5 protein-coding genes are annotated in these 5,321 nt (G+C 61.8%); all 5 read right to left on the bottom strand.

The features are described 5' to 3' along the window. Positions 1–261 precede the first annotated feature (261 nt). Positions 262–1,524, bottom strand: a complete 1,263-nt coding sequence (locus Q1V60_RS09610) for an OprD family porin (protein WP_300629660.1) — start codon at positions 1,522–1,524, stop codon at positions 262–264. 250 nt (positions 1,525–1,774) lie between these two features. Next, positions 1,775–2,632 carry a copper homeostasis membrane protein CopD gene (gene copD / locus Q1V60_RS09605; protein ID WP_300629657.1) on the bottom strand — a complete coding sequence of 286 codons (858 nt, stop codon included), beginning with the start codon at positions 2,630–2,632 and terminating at the stop codon, positions 1,775–1,777. A 3-nt stretch (positions 2,633–2,635) separates the two neighbouring features. After that, the gene (gene copC / locus Q1V60_RS09600; RefSeq protein ID WP_300629654.1) at positions 2,636–3,001 is read right to left on the bottom strand and encodes a copper homeostasis periplasmic binding protein CopC; all 366 of its coding nucleotides are present in this window, start codon (positions 2,999–3,001) and stop codon (positions 2,636–2,638) included. Positions 3,002–3,135: 134 nt separating this feature from the next. Continuing rightward, positions 3,136–4,554: an efflux transporter outer membrane subunit gene (locus tag Q1V60_RS09595; protein ID WP_300629651.1), complete on the bottom strand. Its 1,419-nt coding sequence runs from the start codon at positions 4,552–4,554 to the stop codon at positions 3,136–3,138. Further along, a partial coding sequence (locus Q1V60_RS09590) for an efflux RND transporter periplasmic adaptor subunit (RefSeq protein WP_300629647.1) occupies positions 4,538–5,321 on the bottom strand: 784 nt, incomplete at its 5' end. The genes Q1V60_RS09595 and Q1V60_RS09590, both read right to left, overlap by 17 nt.

The raw sequence follows: 5,321 nt of genomic DNA, 5'->3' as shown, positions 1-5,321 counted from the left end.
GGTCACAGGTCACAGGTCACAGGTCACAGGTCACAGGTCACAGGTCACAGGTCACAGGCCACAGGTCGCAAGTCACAGGCCACAGGTCGCAGGTCACAAGTCACAGGTCACAGGTCACAGGTCGCAAGCCACGGGTCACAGGTCACGGGTCACAGGCCACAGGTCACAGGTCGCAAGCCACGGGTCACAGGTCGCAAGTCACAGATCACAGGTGTCCGCTTCAGCGCTTAACGGGCTGGCCTCAGGGCTTGTCCCTTACATTTAAAGCAGTGATATCGGGTAGCTGACGAAGATCCGGTTTTCATCAAACTCGTTATTGCTGAAGTCCCGACGCATAGTCGAATTCCTCCAGCGTACGTTCAAATTCTTCAGCGCACCGCTCTGCACGGTGTAGGCCAGCTCGGATTCACGCCCCCATTCCTTGCCATCGGTGATCGCTCCGGTGTGCACATTACTGCCGCTGATGTAGCGGTTCATCATGGTCAAACCGGGAACGCCGAGTACCACAAAGTTGAAGTCGTGGCGAAGTTGCCAGGATTTTTCCTTGGCGTTGTCGTAACTGGCGTTGTAGCTGTCGTTGGCCAGCGTGCCGCCGCTGGTGCCGTTGATGCGCATCCACGCACTGTCGCCAGTGAGTTTTTGCAGGCCGACGTAGAAGGTGTTGCCGCCGTATTTGGCCGAGAGCATGGCGAAGGTGGTCTTGTTATCGAGGTCGCCGGCCAGTGCGCTGCCGTCTTCCTTGCCATTGAAGAAACCGAGGTTGGCGCCCAGGGTCCAGTCGCCAACCGGCTGGCTGTGGGTGAGGTTGACGTACTGTTGCTGGTAGATATCGGTGAGTTCGGCGTACCACAGGCCGACCTGGGTGCGCTTGTCATTGAACGTGTATTCGCCGCCGCCGAAGTTGAACCGGTCGGAGGTGAACGCCGCTCTGCCGTTCATGAACATGTCTTCCATGCTCGCGTCGTTGCGCGGGCTGTTGCCGCGGAACTGGCCGCCGTAGAGGGTCAGGCCGGCAATCTCGTTGGACGTCACCTGGCCGCCGCGGAAGGTCTGGGGCAGGGAGCGGCCGTCATCGGAGCGCAGGATCGGCAGCACCGGCATCCATTCGCCGACCTTCAATTCAGTCTTCGACAGCTTGGTTTTCAACGCCACGCCCAGGCGTCCGAAGTTATCGGCCGGGCGGCCATCATCGTGCACCGGCAGCAACTGGGTGCCGGCGGTGCCTTTGCCGCCATCGAGCTTTTGCGAGTACAGGCCCAGGACGTCAATGCCGAAACCTACGGTGCCGCGGGTGTAGCCGGACTTTGCGTCCAGAATGAAGCTTTGCGTCCACTCTTCGGCCTTGCCCTGAGGATTGGTGGGGTTGGTGAAGTTGCGGTTGAAGTAGGCATTGCGCAGGTTGAGCGTGGCTTTGGCGTCTTCGACAAACCCTTCGGCGTGGGCCGTGAGGGGCAGGGTGAACGCGAGGCTGGTGAGGCTGATGAGACCGAGGCGATAGGAGGAATTGCGGGCGAATTGACTCACAGTGAAGCTCCCTTTTTCTTTTGTTGTTTTTATTATTTGTTATACGTTGTCGTACAACATTGAGCGGGATATTTGCGGGGTTTTCGGGGAGTGTCAAGCAGAAGTTCTACGATGACTCGATCATGATCTTTCAGACTGGCCACGACCCCTGTAGGCGCTGGCTTGCCTGCGATGCAGACGACTCGGTCATGGGCGACACCGCAGCGATGGCAAGCCAGCTTCTATACGGGCGGCATTCACTGTCGGAAATTCAGGCCCCCATGGTCATCGGCGGAAGGGTGCCAAGGAGGGAAACCGCAGCCACCGCTGAAACACCTAGTAACCATTCCAGCATGACACTGGCCTTCAGGCTGCTCACACGCTGTTCGCACTGTTTCAGGCGCAACCGATTCAGCAACGCCAGCGCCAACATGCCCATTACCAGCAACACCTTGATCAGCAGAATCAAGGCAAACCCTTCAAACAGCGGCGTCGGCCACAGTTGCCCGGCGAGCACGCGTACGTTGATCAAACCGGTCACCAGCAGGCCTGCGACCAGGCCGTAACCCACGCCACTGAAGCGTTGCAGGATCGGCTGCAGCGCAAGCGGCTGGGGCTGTCTGAGGATCAACACCAGCACCAGCAACCCGCCCAGCCAGGCGCCGACGCATGCCAGGTGCACCACCTGATTGAGGATCAGCAGTTGCCCGCTGAGGCCATCGAGCATGGCGCCGTGGCCCACCGGTGCCAGGGTCGCCAGCACCAGTGCGATCAGCGGCAGGCGCAGGGCCGGCCACGGCTTGATCAGTGCGATCACCAGCAGCAGGTTGAGCAGCAGATGCCAGACCCACACCTGCCCAAAGAAGGTTTTGCCCAGCACCAACATCACCGTGGCCGGTTGCAGTGCAGCGTCCCAACCGCCGGCCATACTGGCGGTGATCAACAACAGCCACGCAACCCCGGAGCCCAGCCCCAGCCATGCCTGGCCGCGGGTGATGCGCGACAGGTGCCGGTCGAGCACCGGTTGCGCGGCCGCGCCCAGCAGCAGAGGCCTGAACACACAGGTGCCGAACATCAGCAGCACAACGATGAAATGCACAAAACGGCACAGCACCAACAGGGTTGCCATGAATTATTGGCCGACCTTGAAGCTGTATTCGCCGTTGCTCTTGTGAGTGTCGACCGACACCGCATTCCACACGACCTTGTAGTTACCGGCGGCCAGCGGCGCGGCCGGTGTCACCACCAGGGTTTTTTTGTCGGCGTCCGGGGTTTCCAGGCCTTTGATCGCGATTTCGGTGCCGTCCTTGCTCAGGGACACTTTGCTGAAGGTGGCTTCGACGCCTTCGCTGAACATCAGGCGCAGAGCTTGCGGCGCGGCAACGCTGCTGTCTGCCGCCGGGGTAGCGCTTTTGAGGTGTGCGTGAGCGAACGCCGCCGACGCACCCAGCAGGGAAGCGAGCAGGGCGGCGGTGGTCAGGGCTTTCTTGATCAACATTGTGTAATCCCCATCAACGAATACGAGCGGGCAGTGTACGAAGTTTCGGTTCGGTGTGTCGCCCCGTTGAGGCCGCAAATGACCCCACCGCTATGGCGCCCGAACCTCAACGCATGGCTGGCCTGTGAACGGTGTCAGGCGCCAGGCTGCCAGCCGCCGCCAAGCGCAGTGACCAACCCGACGCTCGCCTGCAACTGCCGCGTCTGCAACGCTTGTAAGGTGCGCTGCGCCTGCAACGCGGCCGTCTGGGCCGTGACCACATCCAGATAGCTTACCGCCCCGGCCTGGTAGTTGTTCATCGCCAGGGCCTGGGTATGCAGCGCCGCATCCGCCGCAGCCTGTTCATCCTGCGCTTGCTGCTGCAAATCCCGCAGTTGCCCCAGGTTATCTTCGACCTCTCGCACGGCTTTCAACACCTCGCTACGGTAGTGCGCCGAGGCCTCTTCAAACTCAGCCCTGGCCTGGCGTTCGTTGGCACTCAGGCGCCCACCATCAAAAATCGGCAGGTTCACCAACGGCCCCAGCGCCCAATATCGATTGCCGGCTGAAAGCAAATTGCCCACACCCTGAGTCTGGCCGCCAATCAACCCGGTCAAACTGAAATCCGGATACCACGCCGCCTTGGCTACACCGATATTGGCATTGGCCGCAAACACTCGGCGTTCCGCCGCTGCGATATCCGGGCGACGTTGCAGCAGGTGGCTTGGCAGCTGCGAGGGAATCCCTGGCAAGGCCATTAACCGGGGGCTGGCCGGCAGTGAAAAATCACTGGCGACCACGCCCACCAATTCGCCGATTGCATGCTCGGTCAGGTTGCGCTGCCCACGCACGTCATCCAGCTGCGCCTTGGCCTCGGCCAGTTGATTTTGCGCACGGGTCAGGTCCAGTTCCGACGCGATCTGGCCCTCATAACGGCTGCGGGTAAGTTGCAGCGCCTGGCTGAAATCCTCCAGCGAGCCAGTCAGAATCCGGCGCTGCGCATCCAGCCCATTGAGCTGCACATACAGCGTCGCCAACTGACGTTGCAGGCTCAAGCGCGCCACCGCCAGGTCATCGCCGGACGCTTGGGCCCGGGCATCGCCGGCCGCGACCTGGTTGCGGATTTTGCCCCACAGATCCAGGTCGTAACTCAACGAGAACCCGGCGGTGTCGCTGTTGTAAACCGATGGCTGGGTGGTGCCGCGCAGCGGTCGCGAATCCGATTGCCGCTGGCGTAACGGCTGTGCGCTGGCGGTGAGCTGCGGGAACAGCCCTGCATTCAGTTGACTGGCATACGCACGGGACGCATCGAAATGCGCCAGCGCCGCAGCCAGGTCCGGGTTGGCCTTGAGCAGTTGCTGTTGCAGTTCATCCAGCTTTGGATCGTTGTACAGCGTCCACCATTGAGGCGCCAACTGGTCTGACGGCTGCGCGCTGTGCCATGGGCCGTCGCTGGTTTGTTCGCGGTAATTGGCGGGAAGGTCAACCGACGGCACCTGGTAGGTGGGCGCCATGGAGCAGCCTTGCAACGCCAGCAGCATGAATGCAGCAAAAGGTTTAAGCCTTGGGCGCATGGGCACCCCCTGTGGCGTCGGCCAGTTGTACCGGGTCGCCTTCGCGCAGCGCATCGGGCGGGTTGTCGATGACGCGGTCGGCGGGTTTCAGGCCTTGGTCGATCACCAGGCGTTCGCCCAGGTCCAGGCCGATATGAATGCCTTGCAGGTGCACATGGTTGTGCGCGTCCAGCACCGCGACCTGGGTGCCCTGCGCACGAAAGATCAACGCGCTGGCCGGTATGCTCACGCCGTGGGTGTCTGCCGGAATCGGCAAGGTGGCTTCGGCATAATCGCCGGGCAGCAGTTCGCCGTTCGGATTGTCGGCGACGAACTGCGCGAGCAGGGTGCCGGAACGCCGGTCGATGGCGGTGGAGTCGCCAATCAGATGCGCCTTGAAGCGTTCGCCCGGATGTTCGGGCACGGTCAGCTCCGCTTCGAGCCCCGGGTGGATCACCGCCGCGTAGTTCTGTGGCACCGGCACGTACAGGCGCAACTGGTGGGTGTCGGCAATGCTGAAAAGTTCCGGATCGCTATCGGCATCGGCTTTGATCAATTGGCCAATATCGGTGTTGCGCGCGGTGATCGTGCCGGCGAAGGGCGCACGCAGGGTTTTGTAGCTTTCCAGTGCGCACAGCCGCGCATAGTCGGCTGCGGCGGCTTGGGCATTGGCCTTGGCGGCGGCGGCATTCGAGGTTTTTTCATCGGTTTCCTGGCGCGACACGGAATGGCTGGCCAACAGGTTTTGCCAGCGCGTTGCGGTGGTGGCCGCCAGGCGCGCATTTGCC

Source organism: Pseudomonas sp., assembly GCF_030147005.1.
Taxonomy (GTDB): domain Bacteria; phylum Pseudomonadota; class Gammaproteobacteria; order Pseudomonadales; family Pseudomonadaceae; genus Aquipseudomonas.
This window is presented reverse-complemented; position numbering and strand designations above follow the sequence as displayed.